We start from the raw sequence: 18,204 nt of genomic DNA, 5'->3' as shown, positions 1-18,204 counted from the left end.
TCCTCAGGCGGAGATGCCGTCGATCCGGGCCATCGCGTCGTCCGCGCCGTACGGCTGCAGATATGGCAGCCAGCGCGGGTCCCTATGCCCGGTGCCGATGATGCGCCAGGCGAGGCCGCTCGGCGGGGCGGGTTGGTGCCGCAGCCGCCATCCCAGCTCACGCAGGTGCCGGTCGGCCTTGACGTGGTTGCAGCGGCGGCACGCCGCCACCACGTTGTCCCAGACGTGCTGACCGCCGCGACTGCGCGGAACGACGTGGTCGACGCTGGTGGCGACGCCACCGCAGTACATGCAGCGGCCCCCGTCGCGGGCGAACAACGCACGGCGGGTCAGAGGAACGGGCCCCCGGTAGGGGACCCGGACGAAACACTTGAGCCGGACCACGCTGGGCGCGGGGATCACCCGGGTCGCGCTGTGCATGAAGGCGCCGGACTCCTCGAGGCATACGGCCTTGTTCTCGAGGACGAGGACGAGCGCGCGGCGAAGCGGTACGACGCCGAGCGGCTCGTACGACGCGTTGAGGACCAGGACGTGCGGCACGGATGCCTCCTTGTACGCCGGCGGCGCGTGGCTCGCGCCGGGACGATCTGCACTCAGTCTCTCCTCATGCCTGCTCGAAGCGCCACTACGTACCCGTAACGGGCCGGAGGGATTTTGTGTGTGCTCGGGCACACCCGGAAAATCACCCCGATGCGGCTCGTCTCCCCCGTGCGGCGACCCCCGCCACTCGCGCGCGGCCGAGCCCCGCCGCTCCCCCGCGGTGAGCCTCGTCTCTCCCTTCGGAGAACGCCGGAGGCCGGGCGTATGCGCCGATAATGTGGAGGGTCAGCCGATCGCACCCCCGGAGGTTCCCCCGTGTTCCTGGCCGCCGATCCGTCCGATCCGCCCGTCAGTCTCGACGAGGCCGCAGAGCGGGCCAACGAGGCGGCCGGATGGGTGGAGCAGAACTGGGCCACCTGGCTGAACACGGGCCTGCGGATCCTGCTGATCGTGGTGATCGCGGTCATGCTGCGGATCGCCGTCCGCCGGGCGCTCACCAAGCTCATAGAGCGCATGAACCGCAGTGCCCAGGCCGTGGAGGGCACTGCCCTGGGGGGTCTGCTGGTCAACGCCGAGCGGCGCAGGCAGCGCTCCGAGGCGATCGGCTCGGTGCTGAGGTCGGTCGCGTCGTTCGTGATCCTCGCCACGGCGGGGCTGATGGTCCTCGGCGCCCTCAATATCGACCTGGCCCCGCTGCTCGCCTCCGCCGGTGTGGCGGGCGTGGCCCTCGGCTTCGGCGCGCGGAACCTGGTCACCGACTTCCTCTCCGGCGTCTTCATGATCCTCGAGGACCAGTACGGCGTCGGCGACTCGATCGACGCCGGGGTCGCCTCGGGCGAGGTGATCGAGGTCGGCCTGCGGGTGACGAAGCTGCGCGGTGACGACGGCGAGATCTGGTACGTCCGCAACGGCGAGATCAAGCGGATCGGCAATCTGAGCCAGGGCTGGGCTACCGCTTCGGTGGAGGTGAACGTGCCACCGACCGAGGACCTGGGCAGGGTGCGCGAACTCATCGAGCAGGCCGCCGCAGCGATGGCCAAGGAGGAGCCCTGGAACGAGCGGCTGTGGGGTCCGGTCGAGGTGCTGGGTCTCACCGAGGTGCTGACCGACCGGATGACGGTCTCCGTGTCCGCGAAGACCATGCCGGGCAAGGCGCTGGGCGTGGAGCGCGAGTTGCGCTGGCGCATCAAGCGCGCCCTCGACGAGGCCGGGGTGCGGATCGTCGGAGGCGCACCGCAGGAGTCCGGCGGGGAGCAGGCGGCGCCCGACCCGACGGCCGCTGTGGCGGCCCCGTCCGCCTACGCCTCCGCCACATCGCCGCAGTCGGTGGCGGCGTCCCCGATCACCCCGACGGCCCCTCTCGCGAAGTAGGGCCGCGGACGGTGGCGGCGTCCCCGATCGCCCCCGCGGCACCCCCGGCACGCCCGGCACCCCCGCCGGCGTAGGCCCGCGGGCGGGCACGGCGCTCCCCCAACGCACGTCCGCGCGGCCGTGCGGCAGAGCGCTCCGATCCGCACGGTGGCGGCTTCCCCGGCCCCCGGCGGCCCCGCCCCTCGCCGGCGGGCCGGTCCGGCGGTGCGGCCCGGCCCCGGCGGCGCGCTCTCCCCGGGACCGATCAAGCCCCCCGCCCCCTCCTCCGCAGGGGCCGAGCCCTTGCCCGGCACCCCGCGAGACTCCCGGGGCAGCGCCTGCCCGTACCGGCCGGCGCGGGGAACGCACCGACGGAGCAGTTCCCCTCGGCGCCTCCCACCCGCACCATGAGGCCTTCCCGGCCGCAATACGCGATGCGGGAGTTGAGCGCAACGCACCGTTTCCCCGTAATCCCCTGTAACCAACGTCTCCGCGGCGCCCGAAGCACCAGGGGCGCGGGGTGCGGCAAGTGAGGGGTCCGATGCCTGAGCTGCAGAAGGTCGTTAAGGCGACTGCGTCCTGGGAGAGCGGCTGCTCGCAGGCCACGGACTCGGAACTCGCCGAGCGCATCCGCTCCCGAGGCCCGGCCGACCGCCAGGCCGAGAACGAGCTGAGGCAGCGCCATATCGCCTACGCCCTGGTCTTCGCCCAGCTGTGCACCCGGGGCCGGGTGGCCGCCGACCGGCTGGCGCGTGAGGCGCTGGGGCGGGCGGCAGAAGCGGCGCGCTCCGGCTTCGACCCCGAAGGCACCTGGCGCGACTTCGTCCTGACGTGCGTGCACCACACGGCCCTGAGCTGGGCCGGAGGCGGTAGACGGGCCCTGCTCGAACCCGCCTTCCTCGGCTGGGCCGACAGCCGCGGCGAGAGCCGGGCCGACGGCCACGGCCACGACCGCGGCGGACGCCCCGCCGGGCCGGCGCGGGATACCGGGCAGCAGCCCGCGACGGGCCGCCGGCACATGGCAGCACCGCGGCAGTCGACGGGGCGGCAGCAGGCCGCCGGGCAGCAGCAGGCGCTCAGAGAGGGCTTCTTCGCCCTCCCCGAGGCCGCAAGGGGTGTCCTGTGGTACTCGCTGGTGGACCAGGAGCCGGACGAGCGGGTCGCCGCCTACACCGGGGTGGCGGCGGACGCCGTTCCGGCGCTGCTGGCCAGGGCCCGGCAATCGCTGCACGGCGCCTTGCTGCAGGCATACGCAGAACGCGCCGGCGACACCCGCTGCAGCGGATTCCGGCGCCTCGTCGAGGCCGCGGCGGTCGCCGGCGACAACCCCCGTTGCGGCGACCTCGCCGACCACCTCGACACCTGCCTCGACTGCGAGGGACTGCTGACGCAGCTGATCCTGCTCTCGGACGACCTGCGCACGGCACTGGCCGACGGGCTGCTCGTCCGCGACGGAGCGGCGTACGCGTCCGCCCTCGCCCAGGGGCTCCCGGCGCCGGTCCCCGGTCCCCCGCCGGGCGCAAGTCCGGGAGACCGGGACGGCAGACGGTGGAACGCCGCCCCGGAGGTGCACCCCCATCACACCCGCCGGCCGCGGCACCGGCCGAGGCGCGGGGCGCGCGTAGCCGGTGCGGTGGCCGCGGTGGCCGCCGTATCGGTCCCCCTGCTGCTCATCGCCGAGCGTCAGTCCGGCGAGGCACCCGGACCCGGCCGCGGCCGGGTCGACGCCCGCCCGGCCGCCCCGGCCGCCCCGGCGTCCCCGACCGGAGCCACCACCGGGCCCGCGCGGCCGGAGACCGGGAGCACGCCACCACCCGGCGATCTCGTCTACGGGCGGATCGTGCACGCGGGCAGCGGGCTGTGCCTGGACATCGAGGACGGACTGATCGTCAAGCGCGGCGGAACCGTGGCGGCCGGATGCACCCAGGCCCCCACGCAGCGGTGGGCTCTGGACGCGCAGGGACGGCTCCGCAACCTCCACGACTCGACGTTCTGCCTGAAGGCGGACGGGGACGGCTCGGAGGTCGGCGTCCGCCCATGCGACTCGGACAGTCCGGAGAAGCTGGACAAGATGACCTTTCTCGTCGAGCCGGTGGGGCCGATCCTGCCGAAGACCGACCCGAAGGTCGCGCTCGTCCCGGACCCGGACTGGGTGGAGAACCCACGGCCTCTGGCGCTCCGTGCCCTGACCGGTAGCACCGATCAGAACTGGACCGTGGAGCCACTCGTGTCGCCGCCACGGGGCGGCGCTACGGCCGCCGGGCCATGACATCCGACGGGCCCCCGGACACCCGCCCCACGCACACCCGGACACCCGGACACCCGGCCCACGCACACCCGGACACCCGGACACCCGGCCCACGCACACCCGGACACCCGGCCCACGGACACCCGTACCCTCGCCGGTACGGGCTACGGCCTACCGGTGCGCGACCGGGCGGCCGCGCCCGGCTCCGCGTCCCGGGTGAACGCCCTTCAAGGGCGCCATCCGTCACACGCGCCTCCCGCCAGAGGTGCCACGCGTCAACAGCGCACAGCGTCAAGGACATCACCCACAGGGACGCTTCCCCGCCGCTGCGGGTGACGCCGCGGCGGTGAGGTCTTCGACGCGGACCCCCGCGCACCTCACCGCCACCCTGCGGGCCTGCGGACGTTCCGGCAGTCCCGCAGCGAGAGCCCACCGGACCGACACGAGCCCGGCGGCGGGCGCGACGGGCGAGCACCGGAGAGAGAGGTCGACGGCGACCGCGGGGCCGTGCACCCGGAAGACCGGCACGGCAGAATCACCGCGACCGGGGCGGCCCTGGCACCGGTGATCGCCGGATACTCCCCGCAGAGGCCTTCGCCGAGGGCGTCGGACCGACCGGAGTGAAGGGCTGAGACGCACATGCCGCACACCACAGCGGGCCACCGCCCGGCCCCCCGGCAGGCGAAGATCGCCGTCGTCGGCGGCGGATCCACCTACACACCCGAACTGATCGACGGGTTCGCCCGGCTGAGGGAGGCCCTGCCGCTCCGCGAGCTGGTGCTGATCGACCCGGCAGCCGACCGGCTGAACCCGGTCGGCGGGCTCGCCCGGCGGATCTTCGCCCGCCAGGGCCATCCCGGGACCGTTTCGACCACCGCCGACCTGGACGCGGGCGTGGCCGGCGCCGACGCCGTGCTGCTCCAACTGCGCGTCGGCGGTCAGGCCGCGCGGGAGCAGGACGAGACCTGGCCGCTGGAGTGCGGCTGCGTCGGGCAGGAGACGACCGGGGCAGGCGGGCTGGCCAAGGCACTGCGCACCGTGCCCGTGGTGCTGGACATCGCCGAACGGGTACGGCGCACGGCCCCCGGCGCATGGATCGTGGACTTCACCAACCCGGTCGGCATCGTGACCCGTGCGCTGCTGCACGCCGGGCACCGGGCCGTCGGTCTGTGCAACGTCGCGATCGGCCTGCAGCGGAAGTTCGCCGCGCTGCTGGACACCGCACCGGGCCAGGTGCACCTGGACCATGTGGGTCTCAACCATCTGACCTGGGAGACGGGTGTCCGGCTGGGCGGCCCGGAGGGCGAGAACGTCCTGCCGCGGCTGCTCAGCACGCACGCGGGCACCCTCGCCGGAGACCTGCGGCTCCCGCGGGAGGTCCTGGACCGCCTCGGCTCGGTGCCGTCGTACTACCTGCGCTACTTCTACCGGCATGACGCGGTCGTCCGGGAGATGAGGAACGCGCCGCCCCGGGCCGCGGAGGTCGCCGCCCTGGAGGAGCGACTCCTGGCGATGTACGGCGACCCTTCGCTGGACGAGAAGCCGGCACTGCTCGCCCGGCGGGGCGGCGCCTACTACTCGGAGGCCGCCGTCGACCTCGTCGCGTCGCTCCTGGGGGGAACGGGCAGCCCCTACCAGGTGGTCAACACCTACAACGACGGCACACTGCCGTTCCTCCCCGACGACGCCGTCGTCGAGGTGCAGGCGGCCGTCGGCACCAGGGGTGCCGTGCCGCTGCCCCCGCCCGGCGTCGATCCGCTGTACCGCGGGCTGATCGCCAATGTCACCGCCTACGAGGAGCTGGCGCTGGAGGCGGCCGTCCGCGGCGGCCGGGACCGCGTCTTCAAGGCGCTGCTGGCGCACCCGCTGGTAGGCCAGTTCGCAGACGCAGAAGCCCTCACGGAGCGGCTGGTCGCTCACAACCGGGAGCACCTTCCGTGGGCGTGAGCGATGCGGCGGGGCGCGCGCCGTCCGCGCCCGGCTCCGCGGTGGGACGCCCCCCTGCCGCGGTCCTGGCCATCGACGCGGGCAACAGCAAGACGGACGTGGTGGTGGTCGACGCGGGGGGCTCGGTCCTGGGCTCGGCCCGCGGCGGCGGCTTCCGGCCGCCGCGGGCGAGCCCGGCGAGGACGGGTGAGGGGCCCAACGGGGCCGACGAACCGCGCGGCCCCAGCCGACCCGCCGGACCCGCCAGACTCGACGGACCCGCCGGACTCGACGGACTCGACGGACTCGACGGACTCGACGGCACGGTGCACGAGGCCCTCCGCAGCGCCGGGCTGACCACCGTCGCGCATGTCTCCGCCTGTCTCGCCAACGCCGACCTCCCGACCGAGGAGGCCATGTTGGCGACGGCGGTACGGGCTCGCGGCTGGGGTGCCACGAGCGAGGTCCGCAACGACACCTTCGCGGTCCTGCGGGCCGGGGCCGACGGGTCCAGGGGCGTCGCCGTCGTCTGCGGGGCAGGCATCAACTGCGTGGGCGTGGCGCCGGACGGACGCACCGCGCGCTTCCCGGCCGTCGGCAGGATCTCCGGGGACCGGGGAGGGGGCGCGGCGCTCGCGGAGGAGGCGCTGTGGTTCGCCGCAAGGGCCGAGGACGGTCGCGGTGAACCGACCGAACTGGCCCGGACGCTGCCCGCGCACTTCGGTCTGCCGTCGATGTACGCGCTCATCGAGGCGCTGCATCTGGGGCACCTCGCCGCGGGACGCAGGCACGAACTCGTCCCGGTCCTGTTCTCGACCGCCGCCGCGGGCGACGCCGTGGCCGGCGCCATCGTCGACCGGCTCGCGGAGGAGGTCGTCCTCATGTCCACGGTGGCGCTCGGCCGGCTCGGGCTGCTGGAAGAGGAGGTCCCGGTGGTCCTCGGCGGCAGCGTGCTGGCGGCGCGGCACCCCCGGCTGCACGGCGGGATCGAGGCGTCACTGGCCGTCCGGGCGCCGAAGGCGGTCCTCTCCGTGGTGACCGCTCCGCCCGTCCTGGGCGCGGCACTGCTCGGACTGGACCGCCTCGGAGCTCCGGCCGGGGCGCGGTCCCGGCTGCGGTCACGGTACGGGGAGCAGATCTCCACGGCAGGGGCCTCAGCAACGGAATCAGGCTCCCCGCCCCGACGAACCACTGAACCCCCGAACCACTGAACCCCTGAAACCGGATCACCAAGACCACTCACACCACCGAACCACCGAACCACCCGACCGCCGGCGCCTGAACCGCCCGGCCGCCGAGCCGCCGTACCACCGACCGGCCGGCCGGCCGGAAGCGGCCCAACGGGGCGCACTCCCGCACATAGTGGCGCTCCGGGACGCTCCGGGACGCCCTCATCTCCGTTCGCGCGTCCGGCGCGCCGCACCCGCGAACGGAACCGATGGTCCGTCAGCGGCGTGTTCAGCACGGGACGTTCCAGGATGGGCGGCATTGACGCGACACGCCGGATGACACAGGATCCTGGGGACTCCAGGGCGTGGAATGTCCGCTCCCGTGGCCATACTTCTGGCGAGGAGCCGGTCCCCACCCGCAGGAGGTGGGACACCGTCAGGTGACCGAGGGGGAGGTCAATTGACACACATGCCGGGCTCGACGGACCCGCCCTCGCCGGTACCGCATGTCCCGGCGCGGCCGGGCCCGGCACCCGCCCCGAAGTCGCCCCCCTCCGCCGACCGGTCAGCGCGGCCACCGGAGCCGCCCGCAAGGCGCAGCGCCTGGGCGGAGACCTCGTCGCGGCTGCGCGCCGCCGCGACGACGGAGCCCGGTCGGCTGCGGATCATCGGCGCCGTACTGGCCGCGCTGGTGCTGGCGTTCGGCGCCGTGACGGCGGCCGAGACCGCCGGCCGTTCCGAATCCGCCGAGGCCGTGGTCGGCCGCAGCCAGCCGCTCAGCGCCGATGCGGCGAGCATCTACCGCTCACTCGCCGACGCCGACACGGCCGCCGCGAGCGGCTTCCTGGCCGGGGCCCAGGAGCCCGCCGCGGTGCGCGAGCGCTACCGCGAGGACGTCACCGGCGCCTCTCGGCTGCTGGTGAAGGCCGCCTCGAACACGGACGGTTCGACGACATCGCAACGCTGGATCACCGTGCTCAGCGAACAACTCCCGCGGTACACGGGCCTCGTCGAGCGAGCCCGGGCCGGCAACCGCCAGGGCCTCCCCCTCGGCGGGGCCTATCTGCGGTACGCGAACGAGCTGATGACCATCGAGCTGCTGCCGGCGGCGCAGCAGCTGTACGAGGAGGAGACCGCCCGGCTCGACGACGACCACGGCAGCGCCCGGGCGTGGCCCCTGATGTCGCTGGGGCTGGGAGTGGTAGCGCTCGGCAGTCTGGTCTGGGCGCAGCGCCGCGACTACCGCCGTACGAACAGGGTGTTCAGCCCCGGGCTGCTCGCCGCCACCGCGGCGTGCACGGTGACGCTGCTCTGGCTCGGCGCCGGGCACGCGCTCGCGAGAGCGGGGCTCGACGAGGCCCGGGCCGAGGGACAGCGGTCGCTGACGGTCCTCAACGACGCCAGGATCAGCAGCCTGAAGGCGCGTGCCAACGAGAACCTGACCCTGGTCGCGCGGGGTGCGGTGCTCACCGAGGACGGCAAGGGCGACAAGTACGAGGCGGACTACGCCTCGGGGATGGACAGGCTCACCGTATCGCTCCGCCGTGCCGGGCAGCTCGCCGGCGACGGCGCGGGCCGCGCACCGGTTGCGCAGGCCGTCTCCGCGGCGTCGGAGTGGAGAAGCAGGCACTGGCAGGCCGGTGAGAGCGACCGGGCGGGCGACTACGACGGCGCGCTGGCCAAGGTGATCGGCGGCGAGGGCTCCACGGGTCAGTGCTTCGACCGGGTGGACGCCGCACTGGAGAGGGCGCTGGCTTATGAGCAGGCCGAGTTCACGGAGGCCGCCGAGGGCGGCCGGGGCGCGCTTGCGGGCCTGCCGGCCGGCGCCGTGGTGCTGTCGGTCCTCGGCGCGGCCGGCGCCGTCCTGGGCATCGGCCGCCGGCTTTCGGAGTACCGGTGAGAGGGGGAGGAGTGGCTGGCCCTATGCCGGACCCGGCACTCGGCGGCACACCGGACACGGCACCGAACGAGACACCCGACGGCACACCGCACACCGCGCTGAACAGGACGCGGGACGGGATGCCGCACACGGCACCCGAGGGGACACCGGACGGCGCACCAGACCGGACACCGGGGGCCGGGACCTCGGGGCGGGCCCTGCCCCGTGCTCCGCTCGGGAGGGAGTCCGCCGCACCGGGGCTGCGCTGCCGGGGCGGTGCCGCCGGGACGGCGGCGGCCCTCGCGCTCACCACCGCCCTCGCTCAGCTCCCGCTCTCGATCCCGCTCTCGATCCCGCTCTCGAATCCGCTCTCGAATCCGCTCTCGATTCCCCGGGCAGGGCCGCCGGCCGGCGCGCTCCGGGGTGCCGAGCCGGCAGCCGCGCCGATCGCGGAGGCCAAGGAGGCGATGGAGGCCGCCAAGGCAGAGGACTGCACCAGCCCGGAGGCGTCGCTGCGGCCGTCGGCGGCGGACGGCCCGGCGGTCGAGGAGATCAGACAGCGCGGCCGGCTCATCGTCGGCATCGACCAGAACAGCTACCGCTGGGGCTACCGTCGGGCGGACGGCGAACTGGAGGGCTTCGACATCGATCTGGCCCGGGCGATCGCCCGGGACCTCCTGGGAGACCCCGAAAAGATCATCTTCCGGGCGGTCCCGACCAACCAGCGGATCGCCGCGCTCGACAACGGCACCGTAGACCTCGTCGTACGGACGATGACCATCAACTGCGCCCGGATCGAGCAGGTCGCCTTCTCCACGGCGTACTTCCGCACCGGCCAGCAGGTGCTCGCGCCCCGGCAGTCCCCGATCACCGGCTTCGACGAGTCGCTCAGGGGCCGGCGAGTCTGCTCCGCCGAGGGGTCGACGGCCTACGACGCGCTGGAGAAGGACGCACACGGAGCGCTGTTCAGGGACGAGGACGACGGCGGCCCGGGCGACCGGAACCGGCTGACCGTCCCCAACCAGCTGGACTGCCTGGTCCGTCTGCAACTGGGCGAGGTGGACGCCGTCGTGACGGACGCGGCTCTCGCCGCGGGCCAGGCCGCTCAGGATCCGTCCGTCGAACTCAAGGGCGACGGGCCGTTCACCACCGAGTACTACGGCGTGGCCGCCAAACTGGGCAGGGACGACCTGGTGCGCCGGGTCAACAGGGTGCTGGAGCAGTACCGGGCGGGCCCCTGGACACAGGCGTACGTCACGTGGCTGAAGGAGGATCTGCCCGGCATACCCGGCCCCCCGGCACCGAAGTACCGGGAGGATTGACGCCGTCAGGCGGGAGGCCGGACGCCGTCGCCGTCAGTCGGGCGGTCCGGCGGGAAGGCCACACCGGCGTGGACGCCGGGCAGCGGTGGCGGGTACAAGAAGCGGAGAGGTGATCGATGAGCGTCGCGGGACTCCCCGGGCCGGTAATGGACCGGGACGAGGTGGACCGTGCGCTGGCGCGGCTCGGGGAGGAGCACGAGGCGATCGAGACCTCGCTCCTCGCCCTGCAGGACCACGCGGGCCGAAGGCTCCTGGAGGGAGCGGAGCTGACCGGTGTCACCAGGGACCGCTGGGCCTCCACCGAGCAGGCGATCGCGCTGCTGTGGGGCTGCTTCGACGCCTACGCGGGGGCGCTGCGCTCGGCGCGCGAGCTGCGGGCCCGGCGGCGCTGGCCGAGCCGTGACGACCTGGTGGCGCTGACGGACCGGCTGCGCGGCCCCAGCGTCACCGTCGCGAGTGCCGCCGCCCATGCCGCGCCTTCCGTGGGCGCCCCGGCCAAGCTCTCTGAACGGTTCACCCTGGAGGGCCTCGTCAACCGGATGAACACGCTGTACGCCCGCTCACTGGACGTGGTGGTGGCCGCCGACACGGTGTGGTCGGCGCTGCCCGCGCGTATCGATCTGCTGGCGGCGGAGTTGCAGCGGACCCGTTCGCTGGCCCACTCGGTCGGTGTGCGGCCCGGCGAGCACCCGGCCGGGGACGAGCTGGAATCGATCACTCGGGAACTGTCCGCGCTGAGAGCGCAGGTCGTGTCGGACCCGCTGGCGTTCTGGTCGCCGGCGACGGCGAGTTCGGCACCCGGCGGCGGCCGTCCCGACACGGGACGCTACGACCGGGCGGCGCGTTCGCTGGAGGAGGTCCGCCGCGAGATCGAGGCCGTCCTCGCGGTGCGGCAGGACTCGGAGACTCGGCTCCTGCGTTTGCGGGACGTGCTTTCCCGCGCAGACCGCACGCTCGCCGAGGCACGCGCCGCGCGGGGCGAGGTACTGGCGAAGATCGCCGCGTCCGAGGTCCCCGCGGTCAGCGGCCCGCCGACCGTGCTGCAGGAGCGGCTGGTCACCGCGGCCGGGTACCGCAGGCACGCCCAGTGGCACCGGCTGTCCCCGCTGCTGGAGTCACTGGAGCGGGAGGCCGAGGACGAGTTGCTCCGTGCCCGCGAGTCGTTGACGGCCGTGACGGCGCCGCTGGCGGTACGGGCCGAGCTGCGCGGCCGGCTCGACGCGTACAAGGCGAAGGTGGCCCGGCACGGCATGGCCGAGGACCCGCTGCTGGTCGAACGGTACGACGTGGCACGCCGGATGCTGTGGAGCGCGCCGTGCGATCTGCGCGCCGCGGAGCAGGCGGTGCTGCGCTACCAGCGGGCCGCGGCGGAGGTCCTGGTACCGCGGCAGCCGGGATCCGCGGACGGCGGCGGCCACCGGGGTGAGTCGTGATCCGCGGACGGGCCGGCAGCGCGAGGCGGTCGTCTGCCGCGGTCTCGGCGACCGGGCCCGACGGGCAGGGGGACGGGCAGAGGGACGGGCAGAGGGGCGGGCAGGGGGAATCGTGAGCGACCTGACGGCGTGCGGCCGCCCGGGCTGCGACGGGGCCTACGAGGACGTCGGCGGCGGCGAACTCTACTGCGGCACCTGCGGACTCGCCCCCGAAACCGGGCGGAGTGCCGCCCCCGCGGCCGGGAAGGCCACGGACCCCGGCTCCCACGCGCCCGCAGCCGCAGCGGCACCGGCACCGGCACCGGCACGAGCCTGCCAGCGCCCGGGCTGCGACGGGGCCTACGAGGACGTCGGCGGCGGCGAACTCTACTGCGGCACCTGCGGACTCGCCCCGGTCGTCGCGAGGCGGGGAGCGCCGTCCTCACCCACCAGCGGTCCCTCGGGGGACGGCCGGAGCGGGAGCAGCGGCTCGGTACCGGGCTCCCACTCGCACCGCTCGCCCCACTTGTCCCGGCCGGCACGGTCGGCACGGTCGGCACGCTCCTCCACATCACGGCGATCGGTCTCGGGGCGGCTGTCCCGTTCGCTGTCCGGCCGCAGCCCGGACCGCTCGGTGTCGGTCCGCAGTTCGGGCTCCTCGGCATCGTCCTCGGGCCGGCACCGTCTGGGCGCCGGGCTGGTCGAGGTCCCGGACGTCCCGCGCCCCGACCCGCGTTCGGCGGTGATGGCGAAACCGGAGGTTCCCGAGCGGAAGCGATTCTGCAGCCGCGGCGACTGCGGGTCCCCGGTGGGACGTGCGCGCGGCGGCCGCCCGGGCCGTACGGAGGGTTTCTGCACCGAGTGCGGACACCCGTACTCGTTCGTCCCCAAACTGCGCGAGGGGGACATCGTCCACGGGCAGTACGAGGTGATGGGCTGTCTGGCCCACGGCGGCCTCGGCTGGATCTACCTCGCCGTGGACCGGGCGGTGTCCGACCGCTGGGTCGTCCTCAAGGGCCTGCTGGACACGGGTGACCAGGACGCCATGGCCGCGGCCATCTCCGAGCGCCGGTTCCTCGCGGAGATCGAGCACTCCAACATCGTCCGCATCTACAACTTCGTCGAGCACCTGGACCAGCGGACCGGGTCCATGGACGGCTACATCGTCATGGAGTACGTGGGGGGCAAGTCCCTCAAGGAGATCGCCGACGAGCGGCGCGGCCCCGACGGCAGACGCGACCCGCTGCCGGTCGAGCAGGCGTGCGCCTACGGCATCGAGGCACTGGAGGCGCTCGGGCATCTGCACAGCCGGAACCTCCTGTACTGCGACTTCAAGGTCGACAACGCCATCCAGACCGAGGACCAGCTCAAGCTCATCGACATGGGCGCCGTGCGGCGGATGGACGACGAGGAGTCGGCGATCTACGGCACCATCGGGTACCAGGCGCCGGAGGTGGCCGAGGCCGGCCCGTCGATCGCGTCGGACCTCTACACGGTGGCCCGCACCCTGGCCGTGCTGACGTTCGACTTCCAGGGCTTCACCAACGTGTTCGGCGACTGCCTCCCCGACCCGGACAACATCGGGGTGTTCCGGACGTACGAGTCGTTCTACCGGCTCCTGGTCCGCGCGACCGACCCCGAACCGGCGCGCCGGTTCGCCTCCGCGCAGGAGATGGCGGACCAGCTGACGGGCGTCCTCAGGGAGGTCGTCGCGCTGCAGACGGGCCGGCCGCACCCGTCGCTGTCGGCCCTGTTCGGTCCGGAGCTGCGCGTCGCGGACACGGAACTGTTCGCCGAAGTCCACGGCGAGGTGTCGGCTTTGGGCGCCGTGCGGCCACCGCGGCGGGGCAGCCGCATGCCCGCGGCGATCCGCGCCCGGCAGACGCAGGCGCCCTCCGGGGGTCCTGCACCCGCACGGCCGGCAGCAGCCGCCCGTCAGGGGCCCGCGCAGGGGCCGCTACGGGTGCCCGGGCCGTTGCAGGGGCCCGCGCAGGAGCAGGGGCAGGGGCAGGGGCAGGGGAACCTGCCGCACACGGCCGGACCGGGTACCGCCGCACCGCACACCGCTGGAGCGGGAGGAGCGGGAGGAGCGGGGACCCGAGGTCCCGATCCGGCTCCCGGCGGCCCGTATCCGTACCGCCCCGGCCCGACGGGCGTCCCGCCACCGGCCGCGCCACCGGCCGCGTCTGCGGCACGGCACGGGGACGAGGCGCCGGACGATCAGCCACGCCTCACGGACCTGGACGTCCTGGCGACCGCTCTGGCACTGCCCGTCCCCCGCGTCGACCCGGGCGACCCCAACGCGGGATTCCTCGCGGGGCTGCCGGCCTCCGCGCCCGCCGAGCTGATCGCCGTACTGGGCGGCGCGCCCACGGACTCCCTGGAACTGCGGCTGCGCGAACTGCGGGCACGGCTGGAGGCGGGCGAACTCACCGCCGCGGCAGCCTCCCTGGCCGATCTCGAGGCCGGGCACCCCGAGGACTGGCGGGTCGTCTGGTACCGCGGCGTCGCCTCGCTCGCCTCCGGCGACGACGAGACCGCCGCGCTGTCCTTCGACGCGGTCTACGACGCCTTCCCGGGCGAAGCCGCGCCCAAGCTGGCGCTCGCCCTGTGCGCCGAGGCGCTGGGCCAGTCGGACAACGCCGCGGAGTACTACCGCCTGGTGTGGACCACGGATCCCGGCTTCGTGAGCGCCGCGTTCGGGCTGGCCCGGGTGCAGCTCGCGGCCGGCGACCGGGCCGCGGCCGTCCGCACGCTCGACTCCGTCCCCGAGTCGTCGATCCACTACACGGCCGCCCGGGTCGCAGCGGTGCGGGCGCGGCTGAGCCGACGCGCCGCGGAGGATCCGCTCATCGACGACCTCTCGGCCGCAGCCGACCAGGTCACGGCGCTGGAAGGGCTGGGACTCGACCCGGTGCGGCGCGAGCGGCTGTCCACGGAGGTTCTGGGTACGGCCCTGGACTGGGTACTCTCCGGCGGTGTCGGCAACCGGCCGGCGACAACCGTCCTGCTCGGCAGCGAACTCGACGAACGCGGGCTGCGGTTCGGCCTCGAACGCTCCTTCAGGGTGCTTGCCCGGCTCGCGCCGGACGGCGAGGAGCGCATCGAACTGGTGGAGCGGGCCAACCGCTACCGCCCGCGGACGTGGGTGTGATGCCGCGCCGTCGGGGGGACACGACCCCGGACGTCCGGCGGAAGGACCTGGGCGCGCCCGGTACATCAAGGCGAGGTGGAAGCGAATGACGCCGCAGATTCCCCAGCAGGCGGCCTGCTCGAAGTGCCCCGGTTGCGAGGAACCGTTCGAATCCGGCGATCTGTTCTGCGGAGCGTGCGGGTACGACCTCTCCGCCGTGCCCCGGCCGCCCCGGGAGCGCCCCGCCGTCGCCTCGGGAACCCGGGTGGACTGGCCCGAGGCACCCCTGGTCTCCGAAGCCGGGGGCTCCGGAGTGCCGGCGACGCCACAGCGGCCCGGAGAGCTTCCCGGTACCGACTCGGGCGGCCGTGAGCTGCCCATTGCTCCGCTCCGCCCCGACCGCCCGGACGCGCTGCCGGTCTCCGCCGCGGCGTTTTCGCCGGTCCGGCAGGCCGGCTCTGAAGCGCGGTTCGGACCGGCCGCTCCGGGCGGACCCGTGCCCGGCGTACCCGGTCCTGCCCCGGCCTGCGGACCAGGGCGCGCTCCGGGCCCCGGCACCGCCTCCGCCCCGGCTCCGGGACCGGGACCGGAACCGGGATGGAGCCCGAGGTCCGCCCCGGCACCGGGTCCAGGGTCCGGCGGCTTCCAGCCGGCCGCGCCCGGACCCCGCGTCGGCGGGCACCCCGGAGGAGGCTCCGCAGGGGACGACGGCCGGGGCTCCGGAGGACACCCCGGTGGATACGCCGCCGGCCACCCGGGCACGGGCCCTGCCGCGCCCCCACTCCCCACGCAGCCCTGCGTCGCGTGCCGCGCCGACCGGGTGGATCCCGACGGCTACTGCGGGCACTGCGGGCACGCCCAGCCGCGCGAGCGCGACCACATGGAGCGGGAACTGTCCGGCGTGGCCGCGGTCAGCGACCGGGGACTGCGGCACCACCGCAACGAGGACTCGTTCGCGGTGTCGTCCACGACGCTGCCCGACGGCTCACCGGCCGTGATCGCGATCGTCTGCGACGGCGTGTCCTCGGCCACCCGGCCCGACGAGGCGTCCCTGGCCGCGGCCGGCTCCGCCGGCGAGTACCTGCTGGAGTCGCTGCCTCGGGGCACGCATCCGCAGCAGGCCATGCACGAGGCGATCCTCGCCGCCGCCTCCGCGGTCGACTCCCTCGCGGCCGGGCCGGGCACGGCGATGGAGCACGGCCCGCACCGCCACCGCAACCCTCCCGCTTGCACGCTGGCGGGCGCCGTCGCCGCCGGTGAGCTGCTGGTGGTGGGCTGGGTCGGCGACAGCCGGGCGTACTGGATCCCGGACGACCGGAGCGGCCCGCCCGCCCGGCTCACCGAGGACGACTCCTGGGCTGCCCAGATGGTCTCCGCCGGCCTGATGAGCGAGGCCGAGGCGTACGCGGACGAGCGCGCGCACGCGATCACCGGCTGGCTCGGCGCGGACGCGTGCGAGCTGGAACCCCACACGGCCGCGTTCAAGCCGGACCGGCCCGGTGTGGTGGTGGTCTGCACGGACGGCCTGTGGAACTACGCGGAGGCGCCTCGGGAGATGGCGCGGGTCCTGCCGCCCGATGCGGCGAGCCGCCCCCTGCACGGGGCACGGGTGCTGGTCGGCCATGCGCTCGACGGCGGGGGCCACGACAACGTAACAGTGGCCGTGCTCCCGTTCGCGATGCGGCGGCGGGGGGCAGGATCGGCCTGAGCCCGAGCACGGTCAAGCACCCTGTCCCTTCGTCCCTTCGTCCCCTCGTCCCCTCGTCCCCTCGTCCCCTCGTCCCCTCTCACCCCCGCGTCCGTTCGGCACCCCCACACCGCGTCTGTCTGCCCAGCTGAGCATCGAGGAGCCAGTTCGGATGGCCGATTTCCCCCAGGCGAACGCGCCGCGGTTCTCCATCGAGGTGTACCAGAACGAGTTCCTGCCCGAAGGCGGACGCGAAGTGAACGCGATCGTGACGGTCACCTCCAGCGGCGGCGGCACCACGTCCGGTGCTCCCTCCATCGGAGCTTCCGCTTCGGCCGCCTCCCCGCCGGGACGCCCGACGGGAGCCGCCGTGGTCGTGATGGTCGACTGCTCGGGGTCCATGGACTATCCGCCCACGAAGATGCGCAACGCGCGCGACGCCACGGCCGCGGCCGTCGACACCCTGCGCGACGGCACCGCGTTCGCCGTGGTCTCGGGAACGCACCTGGCCGCGGAGGTGTACCCGGGCGGCGGCCGGCTGGCGAAGGCCGACGCGACGACCCGGGCCTGCGCCAAGGAGGCGCTGCGCCGGCTGAGGGCCGGTGGCGGCACCGCGATCGGCACCTGGCTGCGGCTGGCGGACCGGCTGCTGGGGGGTGCCGACGTGTCGATCCGGCACGGCATCCTGCTCACCGACGGCCGCAACGAGCACGAGACGCCCGAGGACTTGCGTGCCGCCCTGGATGCCTGTGCGGGGCGCTTCACCTGTGACGCGCGCGGCGTGGGAACGGACTGGGAGGTCGAGGAGGTCACCGCGGTCGCCTCCGCGCTGCTCGGCACGGCCGACATCGTCGCGGATCCGTCCGGGCTCGCCGCCGACTTCGCACGGATGATGGAGAACGCGATGGGCAAGGAGGTCGCGGACGTCACCCTGCGGCTCTGGAGCCCGGTCGGTGCGGAGATCGCGTTCGTCAAGCAGGTGGCGCCGACGGTCGAGGATCTGACCGGCAGACGCACGGAGGCGGGGGCCCGCCTCGGCGACTATCCGACCGGCTCCTGGGGCGACGAGTCCCGCGACTACCACGTGTGCGTGCGGGTGCCCGAGGCGGCTGTCGGCAGGGAGATGCTGGCGGCCCGGGCCTCGCTGATCATCCCGGATCGGGCCGGCGGCACCCCGCGCACCCTCGCTCAGGGGCTGGTCCGGGCGGTGTGGACCGACGACATGGCGGCTTCGACCGCCATCAACCCCCAGGTCGCCCACTACACGGGCCAGGCCGAACTGGCAGAGGCCATCCGGCAGGGCCTGGATGCCCGGAAGTCCGGTGATGTCGACGGCGCGACGGCGAGACTGGGCCGCGCCGTGCAACTGGCGGCGGCCTCCGGCAACCAGGACACCGCGAAGCTGCTGGCGAAGGTGGTGGATGTCGTCGACGCGGCGACGGGTACTGTGCGGCTGAAGGCAAGGGTCGCGGAAGCGGACGAGATGACACTCGAAACGCGCTCCACGAAGACAGTTCGCGTAAGGAAGTAGAGCACGC

Annotated in this window: 11 protein-coding genes; 10 read left to right on the top strand and 1 reads right to left on the bottom strand. The window is 74.3% G+C overall.

Annotated elements, in window-relative coordinates; all coding sequences use genetic code 11:
* Positions 1-3 precede the first annotated feature (3 nt).
* Positions 4-540 (bottom strand): HNH endonuclease, encoded by a 537-nt coding sequence (locus SCWH03_RS01285; RefSeq protein ID WP_173260696.1) that lies wholly within the window; start codon positions 538-540, stop codon positions 4-6.
* A 315-nt stretch (positions 541-855) separates the two neighbouring features.
* Between SCWH03_RS01285 and SCWH03_RS01280 the strand changes: the two genes are divergently transcribed.
* The 10 genes from SCWH03_RS01280 (at position 856) to SCWH03_RS01235 (ending at position 18,197) form a co-directional block, all read left to right on the top strand.
* Positions 856-1,911: a mechanosensitive ion channel family protein gene (locus SCWH03_RS01280; protein ID WP_173260694.1), complete on the top strand. Its 1,056-nt coding sequence runs from the start codon at positions 856-858 to the stop codon at positions 1,909-1,911.
* A 520-nt stretch (positions 1,912-2,431) separates the two neighbouring features.
* The gene (locus tag SCWH03_RS01275; RefSeq protein ID WP_173260692.1) at positions 2,432-4,159 is read left to right on the top strand and encodes an RICIN domain-containing protein; all 1,728 of its coding nucleotides are present in this window, start codon (positions 2,432-2,434) and stop codon (positions 4,157-4,159) included.
* Positions 4,160-4,777: 618 nt separating this feature from the next.
* Positions 4,778-6,085 carry a 6-phospho-beta-glucosidase gene (locus tag SCWH03_RS01270; protein WP_173260690.1) on the top strand — a complete coding sequence of 436 codons (1,308 nt, stop codon included), beginning with the start codon at positions 4,778-4,780 and terminating at the stop codon, positions 6,083-6,085.
* 41 nt (positions 6,086-6,126) lie between these two features.
* Positions 6,127-7,275, top strand: a complete 1,149-nt coding sequence (locus SCWH03_RS01265; RefSeq protein ID WP_254076518.1) for an N-acetylglucosamine kinase — start codon at positions 6,127-6,129, stop codon at positions 7,273-7,275.
* 427 nt (positions 7,276-7,702) lie between these two features.
* The gene (locus tag SCWH03_RS01260) at positions 7,703-9,133 is read left to right on the top strand and encodes a GlnX family signal transduction membrane protein (protein ID WP_371872588.1); all 1,431 of its coding nucleotides are present in this window, start codon (positions 7,703-7,705) and stop codon (positions 9,131-9,133) included.
* A 23-nt stretch (positions 9,134-9,156) separates the two neighbouring features.
* Positions 9,157-10,434, top strand: coding sequence for a glutamate ABC transporter substrate-binding protein (locus SCWH03_RS01255; protein WP_254076489.1), 1,278 nt, complete (start codon positions 9,157-9,159; stop codon positions 10,432-10,434).
* A 146-nt stretch (positions 10,435-10,580) separates the two neighbouring features.
* On the top strand, positions 10,581-11,867 hold the full coding sequence (locus tag SCWH03_RS01250) for a coiled-coil domain-containing protein (RefSeq protein WP_173261374.1): 1,287 nt from the start codon (positions 10,581-10,583) through the stop codon (positions 11,865-11,867).
* Positions 11,868-11,979: 112 nt separating this feature from the next.
* Complete coding sequence (locus SCWH03_RS01245; protein ID WP_173260686.1) at positions 11,980-15,000, top strand: serine/threonine-protein kinase; 3,021 nt, start codon at positions 11,980-11,982, stop codon at positions 14,998-15,000.
* A gap of 85 nt (positions 15,001-15,085) precedes the next feature.
* Positions 15,086-16,687 carry a PP2C family protein-serine/threonine phosphatase gene (locus tag SCWH03_RS01240; RefSeq protein WP_173260684.1) on the top strand — a complete coding sequence of 534 codons (1,602 nt, stop codon included), beginning with the start codon at positions 15,086-15,088 and terminating at the stop codon, positions 16,685-16,687.
* A gap of 151 nt (positions 16,688-16,838) precedes the next feature.
* Positions 16,839-18,197, top strand: a complete 1,359-nt coding sequence (locus SCWH03_RS01235; protein ID WP_173260682.1) for a vWA domain-containing protein — start codon at positions 16,839-16,841, stop codon at positions 18,195-18,197.
* Positions 18,198-18,204 lie beyond the last annotated feature (7 nt).

Source organism: Streptomyces pacificus (genome assembly GCF_011766325.1).
In the GTDB taxonomy this organism is placed as follows: domain Bacteria; phylum Actinomycetota; class Actinomycetes; order Streptomycetales; family Streptomycetaceae; genus Streptomyces; species Streptomyces pacificus.
The sequence above is the reverse complement of the archived record's forward strand: the minus strand, read 5'-3'. Positions and strand labels throughout refer to the sequence as shown.